Genomic DNA, 16,498 nt, shown 5'->3' on the forward strand with positions numbered 1-16,498 from the left:
GTTCGCCGACAGAGACAGAATACCCCCTGGGGTATAGTCGCAGGGTCGATACCGCCCGGGTATCCAGAACGGAGCGAACCATGTGCCGTCCGGTGACATGCACCACCTGCGAGAAGACGACGTGGGCCGGGTGCGGTGAGCACGTCGATGCCGTTCGCGCGGCCGTGCCTGCCGCCCAGTGGTGCACCGGCCATCCGGAGCAGCCGCGGACCGGCGGGTTCCTCGCGCGGATCTTCCCGCGATGACGCCGGAACGCCGGAAGGTCGTGATCGTCGGCGGCGTCGCCGGCGGGATGTCGGCGGCCACCCGTCTGCGGCGCCTCGACGAATCGGCCGAGATCGTCGTCTTCGAGCGCGGCCCGTACGTCTCGTATGCGAATTGCGCCCTGCCCTATTTCGTCGGAGGCGCGATCTCCGACCGTTCGTCCCTGCTGCTGCAGACGCCGGAGACGCTGCATCGGCGCTTCCGGCTCGACGTGCACGTCCGGCACGAAGTGGTGGCCATCGACCCGGATCGGAAGACCGTCGAGGTGCGGGATCTCGACAGCGGTGCGCTGCGCACCGAGGGGTATGACCGGCTCGTTCTCTCCCCCGGAGCGCACCCGCGGGCGGTGGCCGCAGCCACCGGCGTGCGGACCTTCTCGCTGCGCACGGTCGCCGACGCCGACGCCGTGGATGCCGCGATCACACACCGCGGGATGCCGGTGGTCGTGGTAGGCGGCGGCTACACGGGGCTCGAGGCGGCCGAGAACCTCATCGCCCGGGGAGCGCGGGTCACCCTCGTGCAGCGCGGGAGCCAGCTCCTGTCGCCGCTCGACCCCGAGATGGCGGCGCCGCTGGCCGAGACGGTGCGCGCGCACGGCGTCGACCTTCGACTGGGGGTCGAGGTCGCCGCGGTCGAAGAGGGCACAGTCCTGCTCACCGACGGCACCACGGTCGCAACCGAGCTGATCGTCGACACGACCGGGGTGGTGCCCGAGACCGGGCTGGCCGCCGCGGCCGGATTGCGGATCGGCGAGACCGGCGGGATCGCGGTCGACGCGCAGTGCCGCACCAGCGATCCCGACATCTTCGCGGTGGGCGACGCCGCCGAGAAGTCCGACCTCGTCGGCGGGCGAGCGTCCTTGATCACGATGGCCGGATTGGCCAACCGTCACGGCCGCCTGGTGGCCGACGTTATCGCCGGCCACCACATCACGGCCCGCCCGGCCCTGGGCACGGGCATCGTGCAGGTGTTCGACGTCGTCGCCGCGACGGTCGGCTGGAGCGAGAAGGAGCTTCGACGTGCGGAGCGCACCTTCGCGATCGTCCACGTGCACCCCGGTTCGCACGCCGGTTACTACCCCGGCGCGGAGGTGCTGTCGATGAAGTTGCTGTTCGACCCGGCGACCGACGCGATCCTCGGAGCCCAGATCGTCGGCCGCGACGGGGTCGACAAACGCATCGACGTCATCGCGACAGCCATGCACGCCGGCCTGCCGGCACCCGAACTCGCCCATCTCGAACTGGCCTACGCGCCGCAGTTCGGCTCCGCCAAGGACCCGGTGAACTTCCTCGGCTACGTGGCGGAGAACACCCGCTCGGGTCTCACGCCCACGGTGCAGTGGCATGAGTTGGACGCCGCCCAGACGGGTGGGGCGACACTCGTGGATGTGCGCACGCCGGCCGAGTTCGCCGCCGGAGCCATTCCCGGGTCGATCAATCTGCCCCTCGAACAACTGCGGGAACGCCACGTCGAGCTGCCTGAGGGACCACTCGTGGTCCACTGTCAGGTGGGGCTGCGCGGGCATATCGCCACCCGCCTGCTCCGTCAGTTGGGGGTCGACGCACGCAACCTCGACGGCGGCTACCGCACCTGGCGCGCGGGCATGAGCGCCGAGGGGACTGCAGACCCCGTGATCAGGTCTGTGGCGACCAGCTCAGCACGGTGAACGGGTAGCTGTAGGAGAACACCGGCTCGGGCACATGGTCGTTATAACTCGAGATGGTGAAGCTCGAGGTCTACGTCGAGACGTTCGTACAGCTCCTCCGCGTCGGCCCGCCGCTCGTCGCCGCCCAGATGAACCCCGAGCAGACCCGCGATCACCGGGGCGTTGTCCGCGCGCACCAGCCCCCAAGCGGCATCGCGCTCAGCGATCTGCGCAAGCTCCAGGACATGGGCGACAGCGGGCACGCGTCCATTCTGAGGGAAGGCACCGACATCGCCACCACGAGGCAGACGGTTGGAGTCCGTACGCCGACCCTCAGCCAATGCGCTCGACCTTCGACGCCTCGTCGCCGCTGAAGTACACCACTCTGCGAGGTTGAGCGCATCCCGATCCCTCCGGCGCGAATCGCGGAGAGGTTCCGCGAGATCCGGCCCGCAGACCGCGGTGCACCACCCTGATGTAACTGTGCAGAGGTGGCACTCGATCGGGGGTCACCTGGGGGGGGTCACCTGGCGCAATCGGAATGTGAATCGGCCTACATTCCCACTTCGGAACCGACGCGAAAACCCCCGGTTGACCGGGGGTTTTTCCGCGGAGACGGAGGGATTTGAACCCTCGGTCCCCTTACAGGGACTCCACCTGGCAGGGTGGAGCCCTGCGGGTACTCACCGTCGCGTGAGGCGCTCGAGTACTTCGATCACGTGCTCATATGGCCGGTCGGTCGCGCGGCTCATGCCGATCTCGCACGTGCGGTTGGCCGACACGTACGCATCGAAGCCACCGAGATCGTCCGCCGCTGCCGCGACCTCGAACGCCTCCACGTCGGTCGCACTCGCGGTGAGCTCGGGGTGCAGCATCCCTCGGTCGCCGGCGAAGGCGCAGCATCCCCACCCTTCGGGGACGAAGACGGTGTCGGCCACGGCATACGCCAGCGCCGTGAGCGCGCCGGTGGCACCGAGCGCGGTGGTCGAGCATGTCGGGTGCACGGCGATGCGGTCGAGCTTGGCCGATACCTCCACTTTCGGGAGCACCTCGCGCGCCACGTAGGTCGTCGCGTCTTCGATCACCAGGGACGCGTACTCCGGATGCGCGGCTGCGGCCTTGGCGAGCATGACATGGAGTCCCTCGGTGCAGGATGCCGCATCGCACACGACCGGGAGCTCGCCGCCACGACTGGCGCTCCAGAGCGAGGAGAGCACGCGGTCGGTCATCCGGTCATATCCGGACAGGTACCCCTTCGACTTCCAGGGCGTCCCGCAGCAGAGCCCACCAGCATCCTGCGGGACGACGAAAGGGATGTCGGCGCGCGACAGTAGCTCGCGCAGGGCGTCCCTCGAGCCGATTCCGTGATCCTCCGGGCCGAACATCGTGCCGATGCACGCGCCGAACAGCACGACCTTGGCGTCCGCCGAGCTGTCCGCCCGAAGCGGCTTCGATCCGCCACCCGGCAGCCCCGCGTCATACAGGGGAACGATGTCGGCACCGAGCACGGCGCGTCCAACCTTGGTCACCCCGGTGACGAGCGGCGCAGGAAGCGCATCGGCCACGGTGAGCGCGAGTCCGCCGGCGCGCGCGGCCGCTCTCCACCCCTTGGCGGCGACATCCCAGAGGCCGTCCGCGACGGACGACGCCTGCTCGGCGCGCAGCCGCCGCACGAGGTCACCGGTATTGATGTCGACGGGGCAAGCGACACCGCACATGCCGTCGACCGCGCATGTCTGCACACCGTCGTAGTCGTAATCGACGCGGAGCTCCTTCACGAGCTCGGTGTCACCCTGCTCCTCCGCCCAGGCCATGTCGCGGCGGAGCACGATCCGCTGCCGCGGGGTGAGCGTGAGGCTCTTGCTGGGGCAGGTCGGCTCGCAGTACCCGCATTCGACGCAGCGGTCGACCTCCTTCTCGACGGTTGGCACGCGCTTGAGGTCCTTCAGGTACGACTCCGGATCCTCCGACAGCACGACTCCCGGATTCAGAATGCCGTCGGGGTCGAGCATCTTCTTGATGCCCCACATGAGGTCGGTGAGCTCGTCGCCGTACTGGCGCCGCACGAACGGCGCCATGATGCGGCCGGTGCCGTGCTCTGCCTTGAGCGACCCCTGCTGACCGAGCACGAGCTCGACGAGGTCGTCCGTGAAGCGCCGGTAGCGCGCGATGCTGTCGGCGTCGTCGAAGCGCTCGTTCAGGAGGAAGTGCACGTTGCCGTCCTTGGCGTGTCCGAAGATCACCGAGCCGTCGTACCCGTGCTCCTCGAACAGCTCGATCAGCCGCTCGCACGTGAACAGCAGACGGTCCACCGGCACGACGATGTCCTCCAGCAGCGCGGTCGTGCCGGACGGGCGCGCACCCGCGACCGCCGTGTAAAGACCCTTGCGGACGTGCCAGAGCGCCGCGCGTTCCGCAGCATCCGTCGTGAGCCCGGCCTCGACGACCAGCGGAAGGGCGCGCATGTGCGACAGCACGATGTCGGCGCCGTGCACGAGAGCATCCGCGTCCGCCGCGTGCACCTCGACGAGGAGCGCCGCATGCTGATCCACCGGGATGTCGGCGATCGCGCGCGGCACGTCGCTGAGCCCCTGCGCGACGCGCAGCGAGGCGGCATCCAGCAGTTCGATCGTTGCGAGCCCGAGCTCGACGAGCCGGGGGAGGGCGGCCATGGCGTCCGACAGCGTCTCGAACACGAGCAGACCGGTCGCGATCGCCGGGCGCACCTCGATCGTGCGGAACCTCGCCTCTGCGACGAAGGCTAGCGTGCCCTCAGAGCCGATGACGAGGTGCTCAAGGATCTTCACCGGGTCGTCGAAGTCGAGCAGCGCGTTGATGCCGTAACCCATCGTGTTCTTCATCGAGAACTGCCGGCGCACGAACTCGACGCGCTCCGGCGAGGCGAGCAGCCGCTCCCGCAGGGCGAGCAGTCCCTCCGCGATCGCCGGCTCGACGGCGGTCAGCGTCTCGATCGCGTCGGGAGCACCGGTGTCGAGGACGGTTCCGCTGGGCAGCACGAGCAGCAGCGACTCGACGGTGCGGTAGGAGTTCTCCACGGTGCCGCAGGCCATGCCGCTGGAGTTGTTCGCGATCACACCGCCGATCGTGCAGGCGATCTCGCTGGCCGGATCCGGACCGAGCTTGCGACCGAAGCGCGCGAGGCGCGTGTTGACCTGGCGCACGGTCGCACCCGGACCGACTCGGACGATGCGCGCGTCATCCTCGACCGCGATGTTTCGGAACGCGCTGCGAGTGTCGACGAGGATGTCCCCGCTCACCCCCTGGCCGGACAGGCTCGTGCCTCCCGAGCGGAACGTCAGCGTACGGCCGGCCGCGCGGACCGCGCGGAAGACATCCGCCACATCGGATGCCGAGGACGGCGAGAGCACGGCGTCAGGGACCAGGAGGTAGTGCGAGGCGTCATGAGCCTGCGCGAACCGATCGATCGACCGCTCCTTCACCTCGGTCGAGGGCGACAGGAGTGCGCGATCCAGCGGGAAGGTGAGCGACGTCCGCACGGATCCTCCTCGACGGCGACGTAAATTGTCTGACAAGTATACCGCTAGATCGGGCGATCGCTAGACTTGAGCGCATGGCAGCGATCCCGGAGGCAGCACTGGACGTCGTCGGCGTGGTCGACGCCGTGACCGCACGGCTGCGGACCCGCATCCTCGCGGGCGAGATCCGCTCGGGGGAACCGCTCACCGAGGCGGCGGTGTCCCAGGCCTACGGAGTCGCCCGCCCCAGCGCCAAGGCCGCGATCGAGCAGCTCGTCGCGGCGGGACTGCTCGTGCGCACCGCGCACCGCACCGCGCGGGTGGTCGACATCGATTCGGCGACCGTGCACGATGTGTATCGCACGCGGGCGCGGCTCGAGAGCGCGGCCCTGCGTGAGCTCTCGGCCTCTCGCACGATCCCGGCATCAGCGATCGCCGCGAACGCCGAGATCCAGGCAATGCCCCCGGGGCCGAGCGCCGAGACGGTCGACCCCGACCTGCGCTTCCACACCGCGCTCATCGACGCGCTCGGCAGCGAGCGCACCGCCCGCATGTACCGCAGCGTGCTCGACGAGGTCCGACTGTGCATGGCTCAAGTGCAGGAGCGGCGGCTGCTCGGGGCCTCCGTCATCGCCCGACAGCATGCCGCAATCCTGGATGCCGTGCAGGTCGGCGATTCGGATCTCGCCGCCCGCCTGCTCGATGAGCACCTGCACTCGGCGGCGGAAAGCCTCATCAGCGCGCTGACCACACCAGGCCCGTAAGCGCTCGAGATTCCCTTCCATCTCCGCGAACTCCGCCTCGCGGGCACGGACCACGCTGCCTTCGCGCCCCGCGCCAATGCTGCTCCGACCCGCATTGCTCGACTCCCGTTGGCGTGCCTTGACGCGTGTGGACGGCGGCCCGCGCGGAGATCAACCACAGCAAGGGCCTTCCGGTTCGCGCGTCTCTCCGGTGAAGAGACAGGGGACGTTCGGCGGGTTGTTCCACATATGGAACCTACGTTGAATCTATTGAACGATAGAGTGCTTTCGCACTAGGCTCAGGCCGACAACCGTCCAGCACCACGGATCACAATGGAGAGATCGGCATGGTCATCGACTTCTCACGACGAACCCTGCTCATCGGCATGGGAGCGGTCGTCACGACATCCGTCCTCGGCGACTTCGGAGCGCCCATGTCGGCGGCTGCAGCCGCCGACCCTACGACATGGACCGACATCGTCGGCAGGTTCGAGTCCCGGCATGAGCCGTGGTCGGTGTCATTCGGCCCCGAGTACGGAACCGCATCAGGTGGATTCGTGCGAGATGAGGAGCGTGCCGCCGAGGGCGCTTTCTCGGGGCGGCTTACGGCGGACTTCTCGGAATCCGGACGGTATGTGGCGCTGATCAAGTCACTGGACCACCTGGATATCACGAAGGTCCGATTCAAGGTCACCGCTCGCAATGTCACTCGCGTCGCCGTCCGACTCGTCAGCGGAGGGCGAGTCCTCAGGCAGGCGTATGCCGCCGTGCAGCCCACGCCCGGAACGTGGGTCGGTGTCGAGATGGACAGGTGGAACAACATCGTCGGGTTCTCCGACGCGGTCACACTCCAGATCCAAGTCTGGAAGGAGCACCTCGCCAACGCCGCAGACCCGACGGGTGACCTCTGGGTCGACGACGTGCACGTCGATCACCTCGTGCAAGAGCAGAGGCCTGCATCCCTCGAGACCTCGGGTCTGCCGGTGCTGCTGGTGGGCGACGCCGACCCGGTTCCCCTCACGGTGCGGGCCACGTACCCCGACCGCGAAGCGCGTGACGTCACACAGCACTCCAGACTGAGCTCCTCGAACAACGCGGTGATCACGATCGACAGGTTCGGCACCCTCGCGCCGGTGGCCCCGGGGCGGGCCGAGATCCGCATCGAGCATCTCGGCGTCTCACAGGCGTTCCCTGTCGAGGTCCGCGCGCCGCGCGAACTGGCGCCGATAACGATCCATGACGGCAAGTTCCGGGATGGCGACTCTCCGTTCGGGTTCACCGGCTTCAACTACGATCTGTTCCTTCTCAGCTATCCGCGTCGTGCGCTGTGGTCGAGCCTCGATGCCGACATCAGCCTCATGGCCAGCTGGGGACTGGGTGCTATCCGAGTGCCACTCGCCGTGAGCCTGGTGCAACCGGCGAAGGGCGTCTTCCCCGGCGACGTCGGGTGGGTGGGTGAGTTGCGCAAACGCGGGCTGAACACCGAGTTCATCAAGATGCTTGACCATTTCGTCGCACGTGCCGGCGAGCACGGCATCCGCGTGATCTTCGACTGGCACCGCTTTCCCACCGACCCCTACGACTACTGGCAGGGAGGCACGCCCGCCGATCGCGGAACAGGGAAGCCGGGGACGGCCATCTCCTACCTCGCCCCTTCGTCCACGCAGAGCGGTGAACTCGACCTGGCGGATGCTGAGCACCGCACCGTGCTGTTCGAATCCCTCACGTGGATCGCTTCTCACTACAAGGGGTCACCGAACGTCCTCGGCATCGAGGTCCCGCACAACGAGCCGCACGCGACATACATGTCGATTCAGTCGAACTGGCGGCGACTGACGGAGCAGGCATCCTTGGCGGTGAAGGCGGGCGACCCGGATCGCCTGACCTTCGCGATGCCTCCTGCCTACGGGCACGACGTCTCCACCGCGGCGCCGACGTGGCAGTTCTCGAACGTGGTGGACGCGAATGCGCCTCATCACTATCTGCCCAATGCGCCGGTGCCGACGCGCCCCGACGCCCCGACGCGCCATTCGCCGTGGCTGGCCCGTGACATCGACGCGACCTTCGCTTACGCCATCCCAGCGCTGTTCGCCCCGTACTCGACGTCGAAGCATCCGGTCTACAACGGTGAGGGCGGTCACTATGGCTTCGACTCCTTCCTGCCCGACATGGATCGCGTCCAGGCGGCGGACTACATGATGGAGGCGGGCCTGGTGCAGTACTACGCAGCGGGTGCCGCCGGGCAGCTGCACTGGAGCCTCTGGCACAACCTCAACGACTTCGTGCCCTTTGAGGATCTGTTCGAGAAGCACTATCGCCGTTTCTCGGCCGTATATTCGGCTGGTCCTGTCGACTGGTCCGGCGCCGAGGTCGCATTCATCCAGAATCCCGCAGCAGTGCCGCCCGCTAACGGGCACAACTTCGCCGTCGTCCCCTTCGTCCGCCGTGCGCTCGACCTGCACCTGCCGATCTGGCATCTGCTGACGGACGACGAGATCATCGAGACGCTGCTCACCCAAGTGCCATCCGGACTGGAACAGGTGGAGGGAATGGACGCGGCCTTCGACTACAAGGCGGTCGTCGCGGACCGCCGGAATCTCGACCAGCGCGTGCGGCAGGTGCTCGAACGGGACGGCTTCGACAGGCCCATCCTCTGGCTGAACGACGCGGAGGCCCTCACCACCAACGCCTTGGGCTCCTTCCTCCGCAAGGCGGGAGTCGCCGAGGATCGCCGGACGAGCGCGCACCTGCAGCTCGTGTACGGTCCTCAGCACCTCGTGGTCTATCGCCGCAGCGGCGCCGGTGGCAAGAAGCGCATCTTTCCCCGCGTTCGCCGGGATGGGGTGTTCTCTCTCGTGGATGAGTCCGGCGAGACGCGGTACCGGGGGGATGCGAACACGCTGTGGACCCGCGGCATCTCCATCGACCTGCCGAAGTGGCGCAGCGCGATCCTGCGGATCGAGTGATCGCGAACTGTGGACCCGCGGTTCGATATGCCGAACCGCGGGTCCACAGATTGAATCTGGCGAGAAAGCCCACTACGTTGTCCTATTCAAGGAGTCAGCACGGATGCAGCAGGGAGCCGGCATGCGCATCACCGAGGTCGTCACAGCCGTCGCGCCCTTCACGCGCGGAACGAGCCTGGATGACACCCGCATCTCCACGCCCATGGGAGTGTTCCCCCGCCATGCGGAACGACGGTCGTCGTGGCGCGGCCCCGGCGCCGATCTCGTCTGGGTGCTCGTGCGCACGGATGACAGCGAGGTCTGGGGCATCGGACAGTCCCGCGGTGGTCGTGTCACAGAGGCACTGATCCTCGAACACCTCGCCGGCCTGCTGCATGGCCGGGATCCACTGGCCATCTCGGAACGAGTGGCCGAGCTGGACCGGGCCACCCAGCCGTATGCTGCCGGCGGCATCGCCTCGATGGGGATCGCCGCCGTGGAGCTCGCGCTGTGGGACCTTGCCGCACGGGCGGCGGGACTCCCGCTCGTGCGCCTGCTGGGCGGATCGGAATCGGATGTTCCCTATTACCTCACGGTCCCGGATCACTCGCTGTTCGACGTCCTCGAGCCCGAGCTGATCGCCAGGGCTCGAACCGTGAAGATCCCCGCCCGGTTCGGCCCGGCCGACGGCCGGTCGGCGATCACGCGCGTGATCGCCGACCTCGAGGCCACGCGCGAGCGCGTCCCTGAGCATGTGCCGCTCTCCATCGACTGCTTCATGTCGTGGGATGCCGAGTTCGCCAGGCGTGTCGTCCACTGTGCCTCGGATCTCGGTCTGGACTGGATCGAGGAGCCACTGCACCCGCTCGACGTCGACGGGCATCGGATGCTGCGGACGACGTTGCCGGCGCGAGTGGCGTCAGGCGAGCATGTCTTCACACTGCGCGAAGGGCGTCGCCTGGTGGAGGCGGGTTGCGTGGATGTCGCGCAGTTCGACGTCACGTGGTGCGGAGGACTCGAAGTCGCCCGGACTCTGGGTCGGCAGGCCGTCGACGCGGGGATGCTGTTCGCACCGCACGCTGCAGGCCTGCAGCCCTGGGCTACGCACCTGGTGAACGCGTTCGGGCCCGGTGCATGGCTCGAGGTGCTCGTCGGTGTCGATGGCACTGCAGAGGTGCCCACGGTCCGCGACGGTCCGGGCGTCGGGATCGACCCCGCGCAGGTCGGCCTCGCATGATCATCGACTCCCACTGCCACGCCTGGCGCACCTGGCCCTACGAACCCGCTGTGGCCCAGCCGGAGGAGCACGCGTCGCTGCAGCGCGCGTGGCGAGAACTGGTGTCGTGGGGCGTCTCGTCAGCACTCGTCGTCGCGGCGCGGTTGACCGGCAACAGCGACAACAACGAATGGCTCACCGCTCAGGCCCCGGCGTTCGACGGGCTGTTCGCCATCGCGGCGGATTGGGACTCGCGCTGGCTCCCCACCTACCACGCTCCGGACGCGGACGCCCGTCTCGGCGCGATCCTGCGGGAGATGCGCCCGCAGGCGGTCGCGCACTACCTCGGTGACGCCGACGACGGCTGGTTCGGTGAGCCCGCGACCGACGTCGCGCTCGCTCTGCTCGCTGAGCACGCCACTCCGCTCAGTCTTCACGCGCCACCGGGCTGGCGCGATGCCGTCATCGGCGCCGCGCGCCGACACCCCGGGTTGCCGATCGTCCTGCACCATCTCGCATTCAGCGGCCATGACGACGTCGACGACCTGCGGGCGCTTGCGGCCTGCGACAACGTCTACGTCAAGGCATCCGGCGCGTACTACGCATCCGCTGCCGATTCCGCACGGACGCTGGCGGCGCGAACCCGCGCCGCCGTCGACCTGTTCGGTCCGCTGCGCGTGCTGTGGGGGTCGGATCACCCCGTCGCGCAGCGGCGCGGCTTCGATCCGCGTGTCCATCTCGAGGCGGTCGCAGCCGTGCTCGACCCCGCCGAGCAGCGCGCCGTCCTCGGCGACAACGCGCGCCGCCTCTTCTTCGAGGAGCCCGAATGATCCGTCGTATCGCTGTCCTGGGCGCGGGCGAGTGGGCGCAGGCGCACCATCTTCCTGCCCTGGCGGCTCACCCGGATGTGGCACTGGCACGCATCGTGGATATCGACGGCGAGCGCGCAGCCCAGGCCGCCGCACGCTTCGGCGCGGCATCGTGGTCAACATCTCCCGACATGTCCGACGTCGACGCGGTGGTCATCGCCACCCCGCACGCCACGCATGCCGAGCTGACGACGGCGTATCTCGAGCGGGGCATCGCCGTCCTCGTCGAGAAGCCCCTCGCGACCCGGGTCGACGATGCCTTCGCTCTCGTCGCGACAGCGGAACGCACCGGAGTCCCCCTGCTGGTCGGCTACACCGCGCAGTTCAGCAACGCGGCGGCCCGGGTGCGGGAGTGGTTCCACGAGGGGCTGATCGGTGAGCTGCTCCACGTCGCCATCGAGTTCAGCTCCCGTGCCGGCCGACTGTACCGCGCGCACGCGGAAGACTCACGGTCCGCCTACTCGGCCGAGAACGGCGGTCAGGCGGCGACGCAGCTGTCGCACGCCGTCGCCGCCGCACTGTCGTCGCTCGGCCAGGAGGCGACGCGGGTAGCCGGGATCGTGGCGAACCGAGGCACCGCGGTCGATGTCGACGACGCCTTCGTCTTCGCGCTGGGCGGCGGCGCGATGGGGGCGGGGACGTCCACGGGCGCCCTGGCCGACGGGGCCGCGTTGCGTCAGGTCGTGCGTTACATCGGCGATCAGGGATCGATCAGCCACGATCTGCTGTGGGGCCGAGCGACCCTTTCGACCGAAGGCGGCATGCGCTGCGCCGCGCCATCGCATCACGAAGCCCCGTACCCGGCTGCAGGCCCCGTGTCCACGCTCGTGAGCATCCTCGGGGGTGGCCCCAACCCGTCCCCGGTCCGTCCCGCGGCAGCCACGGTCGCCTTCATCGACGCGCTGCAGACGGCGGCGCGCACCGGTCGACTCGAATCCGTCCGTCCACTGCCCGCGCCAATGAGCCGCGACAAGGGAGATCATTGATGAAACTGCTACGACTGGGTCCGGTGGGGCGCGAGATCCCCGCAGTCGAGGACGACGAGGGTCGTGTCTTCGACGCGCGTGACATCACGGATGACATCGACGGCGACTTCCTCGCATCCGACGGCATCAGCAGAGTCCGAGCAGCACTCGACGCCCGCACCCTGCCCGAGCTCGACCACGCCGGGCTGCGCCGCGGAGCGCCGATCGCCCGGCCGACCGCCGTCGTGTGCGTCGGTCAGAACTACGCCGCGCACGCGGCCGAGTCCGGCGACAGTCCACCCGAAGTGCCCATCATCTTCTTCAAGCACCCGAACACCGTCATCGGGCCGGACGACGATGTCGAACTGCCCACGGGCGCCGCGAAGCTGGACTGGGAGGTGGAACTGGGCGTCGTCATCGGGCGACCGGCACACCGTCTCGCCTCTGCCGCGGAGGCTCTCTCGGTGATCGCGGGGCTGGTGGTGAGCCACGACGTGAGCGAGAGGGCGTGGCAGGTCGCCGAATCGGGTGGCCAATGGAGCAAGGGCAAGTGCGCACCCACGTTCAACCCGCTCGGACCCTACCTCGTGCCACTCGAGGACTCACCCGCGCTCGATACCCTCACGCTGTGGTCGCGTGTGAACGGCGAATCGCGTCAGCACTCGTCGACCGCAGACATGATCTTCGATGTCCCGCATCTGATCCACCACCTCTCGCAGTACATGCGTCTGGAGCCCGGCGACCTCATCAACACCGGAACGCCGCAGGGAGTCGCACTGTCGGGCCGCTTCGCGTACCTCCGCACCGGAGATGTCGTCGAACTCGGCATCGATGGGCTCGGGTCTCAGCGGCAGGAGATCGTCGCCGAGCGATGAGCGCTGCCGCCGGTGCCGAGGCTGACCACCCCGGCACCGGGCCGGTGCGCGCATTCGAGCCGGACCGCGTGCCCGGTGATCAGCACCGGCGACCGTGTGCGCGGCAGCTCACTCCTGCCAGGCCACGCTGAGGTGGCCGGAGACCTGGCGGATCTCGATTCGGTCCGTGCCGTCGACCCGCAACACGAAAGCATCCGGTGACAGCGGCGTCTCCACGCGCGCTCCCGCGGCGGAACCCGGGGGCAGAGCGATGATCACGCGCGCGTTCGTCAGTCCCTCGACGCGCAGGCCGCGCGTGCGGTCCGCCGGGAACGGGGCGATCTCGCGGCAGCGCATCATCCCCGAAGCCTCCTGGGTGACGAACACGCGACACTCGGCGTGAACGGATTTCGCGAGCTGATACGTCGCCACCCCGTCTTCGTACCACGCCTCGGCATGGGTCAGCAGCGGCGCTCCGTCCGCGAGCGACAAGCGCAGCCGCAGAGTCGTATCCGGCACGTACCCGCTCAGCCAGTGGGCCCCGGCATGACGACGGATGCCGAGGACAGCACGCGCGGCGTCCGCCGAGCGGAGCTCGTGCGCGACCGAGACGCCGAGCGTCGCCACGGCATCGCGCAGCAGCGCCGCGCTGTCGTCGAAGCGTGCGCGGTCGACGAGCACGCGGTGGCGCACGCCGCGCTCATCGGCCTCGGAGTAGTCGAACGGCGCCGAGCCGCGCACCCAGATCGCCGCCCCCGGCGCTCCAGTGCCCTCGTCACCGCCGTGCACGGTCGCGTAGGGCGCCTCGGTCCCGGCAGGCATGCGCACCCGGGCCAGCAGCCGAACGCCGTCGACCGGATGAACGAGATCGATCGGCCCGTCGGACAGCAGAGCGTTGTGCCGCAGCATCCCGCGGCGCCCGCCCGGCAGACGGTCGCCGACGAGGTCGGTGACCAGCGCGAGGTCGCCCTCGACGACCGCCGCGGCATCGCCCGCATCCGCCCGGTCCAGCCCGAGCAGCCCGAGCGCCTCCTCGGACACCCCACGCAGCGATCCGTAGACGACGACGTCACCGCCACCATCCTGGTGTGCGTGCAGCGCGGCGACGACGTGCGCGGTGAGCGCGCCCGCGGGCACGATGAGGATGCTGCTCGCGAGCGCACCCGACCTCTGCGCGCCGGCGACCTCATCGGTGCTGACGACCGTGTTCAGCGGCAGTCCCGCGGTGATCGCCGCGGACAGGTACCAGTCCTCCGCGTACGGCCGCGCGATCGTCTCGGGGTCGGCGGCCATGGCCTCGTGGTACTCCCGGAACGGATACACCCAGACCAGCGGGCCGGCCGCGTCGGGCCGGGTCTCGAGGTCGATGGCGATCGCGGTGCCCACCTCACGCGCGCACCGCTCGTCGAGCACGCCATGCGCGGTGTCGATCGAGAGGATGTTCACCTCGCGGGGCGGCTGGATCATGCCGTCGCCGGTCACCCGGGCGACGCTCAGCGGCAGGTGGATGTCGAAGGTCTCGCGGTGATAGAAGTCCCACCACGGCTGCTGCCAAAACCACGGGTCGTTGGCGTAGAAGCGGAACCGGTACCCCTCTGAGCCCCTCGGCAGCATCGCGATGCGCGACAGGTACCCGCAGATCTCGATGCCGAAGTCCTCGTTCAGCGGACCCCACGGTGAGTTCGGAGGCGGACCGGCGATGTGGCCGCGCTCGTAGATCTCCAGGGCAGGCACACTGTCGGCTCCGATGTCGATGCCGGCGCTCTGATTCGTGCCGCGCACCTCGATGGGCACGGACAGCTCGCGGCGCAGGTCGTCCCAGAACTCCAGCGCCCGCGCCCGCAGGCCAGCGGTGCGGTCGGTGTGGAACTCCGCCCCGTCGAACGATTCGCCCAGCTCCGACCAGGCGTAGCCGCTGAAGCCGAAGCCGTTCGACAGCCACAGGTAGTCGAAGCCCATCGCTGCGAGGTAGTCCTCGGCCTGCCGCCCGAGAAACTCGCCGAAGCGGGTGCCGGCGGGGATGCCGTCGGGGTACGCGGCATAGCGATGGTCGTCGGCGTCGAGCACCGAGAAATGGCGCACCATCTCGATGATCGGCCCGATACCGACATCGGCGCCGCGGGCGAGGATCTCAGGATGCCGGCGGAACTTGAACGCCGAGGCCGCGAACTCCGGCCCGGGGTCGAAGGTGGCGCCGACGCGGGTCGGGATGCCGCGGCGCTCGCCGGTCTCGCGGATGATCCGCACGAGCGAGCGGATGCGGTCGTAGTCGAGCGCGGGCGGATCGTCGCGGTAGCGCACCGCCACCCGCTCGGGCTCCTTGTGCTCGCCGTAGGGCTCGGCGTCAACGTTGTTGAAGCCGATGGTGTCGGCCCACACGACGGGCGCGTCGAGGTCGCCCGCCCAGTCGAGGATCTCGCTGCCGTCCGAGATCCACAGCAGCAGCGAGCACTCGGCGGCGGTGGCCAGCAGCGTGCTCCACTGCGTGAACATCTCCTCGACGCCGGCGCGCAGCGAGGCGTCGTCGAAGGCGTCGAAGGGCTTGAGTGAGGTCTCGAGGGTGACGGTCGCCAGCTCCGACGCGAGACGTCGCGCGCGGGCCGGGATGCGCTCAGGACTGCGAGATGTCATCGCTGATGCGCTTCCGGAGCTTCTGTGCGGCGTCCTGCAGAGCCGTGAGTGCGGCGTGAATGTGCTCGTCGTCGAAACGGTGGACGGGTCCGCTGACCGACAGGGCCGCGACGATCTGCTCGTCTCGGGAGAGCACGGGCACGGCGACGCAGCGGATGCCGAGGATGTACTCGCCGTGATCCTCGGCGTAGCCGAGCTCCCGCACGCGGACCAGATCAGCCTTCAGCGCGGACAGGTCGGCCATGGTCGTCTCGGTGAACTGCTCCAGCTCGCCGTGGGGGTAGAGGGCGTCGAGCTGGGCTTCGTCGAGGCCGCTGAGCAGAGCCTTGCCGAGTCCGGTGGCGTGCGCGGGAAGCCGCGCGCCGATGCGCTGGTCGAACACGAGCGTGTGCGAACCGGGGCTCTTGGCGATGCACACCTGCCCCTGTCCGGAGAGCACGGCCAGGCGGACCGTCTCGTCGATCTGGTCGCGCACCTCGTCCATGAAGCCTCGTGCCCGCTGGCTGAGCGTCTGCGCGTGGTCATAGGCCTGCCCGACCTCCCAGGCGCGCAGTCCCAGACTCAGCCGCAGGTCGGCGTCGCGCTCCACCCAGCCGCGATCGATGAGGGCTCCCAGCACGTGATGCACGCTGGACTTGGGCAGTCCCAGGCTCGACGCGATGGTCGTGAGGGTCTGGCCCTCTTCGGCGTCCGCGAGCAGTTCGAGAACGCGCAGGGCCCGGTCTGCGGCCGGCGCGGTGATTTTCGAGGAGGCGTCGTCTGGCATCATCTTCCGTTCGATATGCCGAATGGCTGTTGCTTTGGCTGAACGATACTGGGCACCCTACTGGGCACCCGTCGGCGATGTCCACCGAACCGCTGCTCGACCG

The 16,498-nt window shown here is 68.9% G+C and carries 11 protein-coding genes; 7 read left to right on the forward strand and 4 right to left on the reverse strand.

The genetic code is table 11. From position 1 onward, the window contains the following. Positions 1-241 precede the first annotated feature (241 nt). Positions 242-1,930 carry an FAD-dependent oxidoreductase gene (locus ACQ143_RS04975; protein WP_449569622.1) on the forward strand — a complete coding sequence of 563 codons (1,689 nt, stop codon included), beginning with the start codon at positions 242-244 and terminating at the stop codon, positions 1,928-1,930. A 41-nt stretch (positions 1,931-1,971) separates the two neighbouring features. Here ACQ143_RS04975 and ACQ143_RS04980 read toward each other — a convergent pair whose 3' ends face one another. Together ACQ143_RS04980 and ACQ143_RS04985 are read right to left on the reverse strand one after the other, a co-directional pair. Then, positions 1,972-2,172, reverse strand: coding sequence for a DUF3375 family protein (locus tag ACQ143_RS04980; RefSeq protein WP_449569623.1), 201 nt, complete (start codon positions 2,170-2,172; stop codon positions 1,972-1,974). 420 nt (positions 2,173-2,592) lie between these two features. Beyond that, the gene (locus ACQ143_RS04985) at positions 2,593-5,427 is read right to left on the reverse strand and encodes an FAD-binding and (Fe-S)-binding domain-containing protein (protein WP_449569624.1); all 2,835 of its coding nucleotides are present in this window, start codon (positions 5,425-5,427) and stop codon (positions 2,593-2,595) included. A gap of 74 nt (positions 5,428-5,501) precedes the next feature. Here ACQ143_RS04985 and ACQ143_RS04990 point away from each other — a divergent pair, with 74 nt between their 5' ends. The 6 genes from ACQ143_RS04990 to ACQ143_RS05015 all read left to right on the forward strand — a co-directional run bounded on the left by ACQ143_RS04990 (position 5,502) and on the right by ACQ143_RS05015 (position 13,019). Continuing rightward, positions 5,502-6,170: a GntR family transcriptional regulator gene (locus ACQ143_RS04990; RefSeq protein WP_449569625.1), complete on the forward strand. Its 669-nt coding sequence runs from the start codon at positions 5,502-5,504 to the stop codon at positions 6,168-6,170. A gap of 326 nt (positions 6,171-6,496) precedes the next feature. Then, complete coding sequence (locus tag ACQ143_RS04995) at positions 6,497-9,115, forward strand: glycoside hydrolase family 5 protein (RefSeq protein WP_449569626.1); 2,619 nt, start codon at positions 6,497-6,499, stop codon at positions 9,113-9,115. 103 nt (positions 9,116-9,218) lie between these two features. Next, the gene (locus tag ACQ143_RS05000) at positions 9,219-10,331 is read left to right on the forward strand and encodes a mandelate racemase/muconate lactonizing enzyme family protein (RefSeq protein ID WP_449569627.1); all 1,113 of its coding nucleotides are present in this window, start codon (positions 9,219-9,221) and stop codon (positions 10,329-10,331) included. Next, positions 10,328-11,140: an amidohydrolase family protein gene (locus tag ACQ143_RS05005; RefSeq protein ID WP_449569628.1), complete on the forward strand. Its 813-nt coding sequence runs from the start codon at positions 10,328-10,330 to the stop codon at positions 11,138-11,140. Before ACQ143_RS05000 ends, ACQ143_RS05005 begins: the two co-directional genes overlap by 4 nt. Then, positions 11,137-12,165, forward strand: coding sequence for a Gfo/Idh/MocA family protein (locus tag ACQ143_RS05010; protein WP_449569629.1), 1,029 nt, complete (start codon positions 11,137-11,139; stop codon positions 12,163-12,165). Before ACQ143_RS05005 ends, ACQ143_RS05010 begins: the two co-directional genes overlap by 4 nt. Continuing rightward, positions 12,165-13,019, forward strand: a complete 855-nt coding sequence (locus ACQ143_RS05015; protein WP_449569630.1) for a fumarylacetoacetate hydrolase family protein — start codon at positions 12,165-12,167, stop codon at positions 13,017-13,019. Before ACQ143_RS05010 ends, ACQ143_RS05015 begins: the two co-directional genes overlap by 1 nt. A gap of 108 nt (positions 13,020-13,127) precedes the next feature. Here ACQ143_RS05015 and ACQ143_RS05020 read toward each other — a convergent pair whose 3' ends face one another. Both ACQ143_RS05020 and ACQ143_RS05025 read right to left on the reverse strand, forming a co-directional pair. Then, positions 13,128-15,629, reverse strand: a complete 2,502-nt coding sequence (locus tag ACQ143_RS05020) for a hypothetical protein (protein WP_449569631.1) — start codon at positions 15,627-15,629, stop codon at positions 13,128-13,130. Beyond that, positions 15,610-16,398: an IclR family transcriptional regulator gene (locus tag ACQ143_RS05025; protein ID WP_449569632.1), complete on the reverse strand. Its 789-nt coding sequence runs from the start codon at positions 16,396-16,398 to the stop codon at positions 15,610-15,612. The genes ACQ143_RS05020 and ACQ143_RS05025 overlap by 20 nt, the downstream gene beginning before the upstream one ends. Positions 16,399-16,498: the final 100 nt, after the last annotated feature.

It is taken from the genome of Microbacterium pollutisoli, from assembly GCF_053586795.1.

Bases quoted from the DNA above. Each gene is read 5' to 3' on its own strand.
- ACQ143_RS05015 (WP_449569630.1), top strand. From the start codon at position 12,165: ATGAAACTGCTACGACTGGGTCCGGTGGGGCGCGAGATCCCCGCAGTC.
- ACQ143_RS04990 (WP_449569625.1), top strand. From the start codon at position 5,502: ATGGCAGCGATCCCGGAGGCAGCACTGGACGTCGTCGGCGTGGTCGAC.
- ACQ143_RS04975 (WP_449569622.1), top strand. From the start codon at position 242: ATGACGCCGGAACGCCGGAAGGTCGTGATCGTCGGCGGCGTCGCCGGC.
- ACQ143_RS05005 (WP_449569628.1), top strand. From the start codon at position 10,328: ATGATCATCGACTCCCACTGCCACGCCTGGCGCACCTGGCCCTACGAA.
- ACQ143_RS05025 (WP_449569632.1), bottom strand. From the start codon at position 16,398: ATGATGCCAGACGACGCCTCCTCGAAAATCACCGCGCCGGCCGCAGAC.
- ACQ143_RS05010 (WP_449569629.1), top strand. From the start codon at position 11,137: ATGATCCGTCGTATCGCTGTCCTGGGCGCGGGCGAGTGGGCGCAGGCG.
- ACQ143_RS04995 (WP_449569626.1), top strand. From the start codon at position 6,497: ATGGTCATCGACTTCTCACGACGAACCCTGCTCATCGGCATGGGAGCG.
- ACQ143_RS05000 (WP_449569627.1), top strand. From the start codon at position 9,219: ATGCAGCAGGGAGCCGGCATGCGCATCACCGAGGTCGTCACAGCCGTC.
- ACQ143_RS05020 (WP_449569631.1), bottom strand. From the start codon at position 15,629: ATGACATCTCGCAGTCCTGAGCGCATCCCGGCCCGCGCGCGACGTCTC.